1 pseudogene is annotated in these 293 nt (G+C 47.1%); it reads right to left on the reverse strand.

The window, feature by feature from the left end:
• Positions 1-293, reverse strand: a pseudogene (locus AAEZ02_RS22150) (IS3 family transposase); the annotation flags it as partial.

Consider the following 293-nt stretch of genomic DNA (forward strand, 5'->3'; position numbering starts at 1 on the left):
CTCTGGCACCGCCAATGTGTCCGGTTTATCACGCTTCAAGCGTTTCCTCGGCTTAATTCGTAGATTTAGCTCCAATTCTCGGTAAATCCTATACACCCGCTTATGGTTCCATCGGTAGCGTTTCACGTTACGTAAAAAGTAATAACATAGCCCAAACCCCCAACTCCGATGGGTTGATGTCAGTTGCTGTAACCAGTCGGCTATTGCAGCGTTTTCATCACTGAGTTTTGCCTGATAGCGATAACTGCTCTCACTGAGTCCAAACAAGGCACACGCAAATGCGATCGAAATGG

This window comes from Shewanella sp. T24-MNA-CIBAN-0130 (assembly GCF_040310185.1).
Lineage (GTDB): Bacteria > Pseudomonadota > Gammaproteobacteria > Enterobacterales > Shewanellaceae > Shewanella > Shewanella psychromarinicola.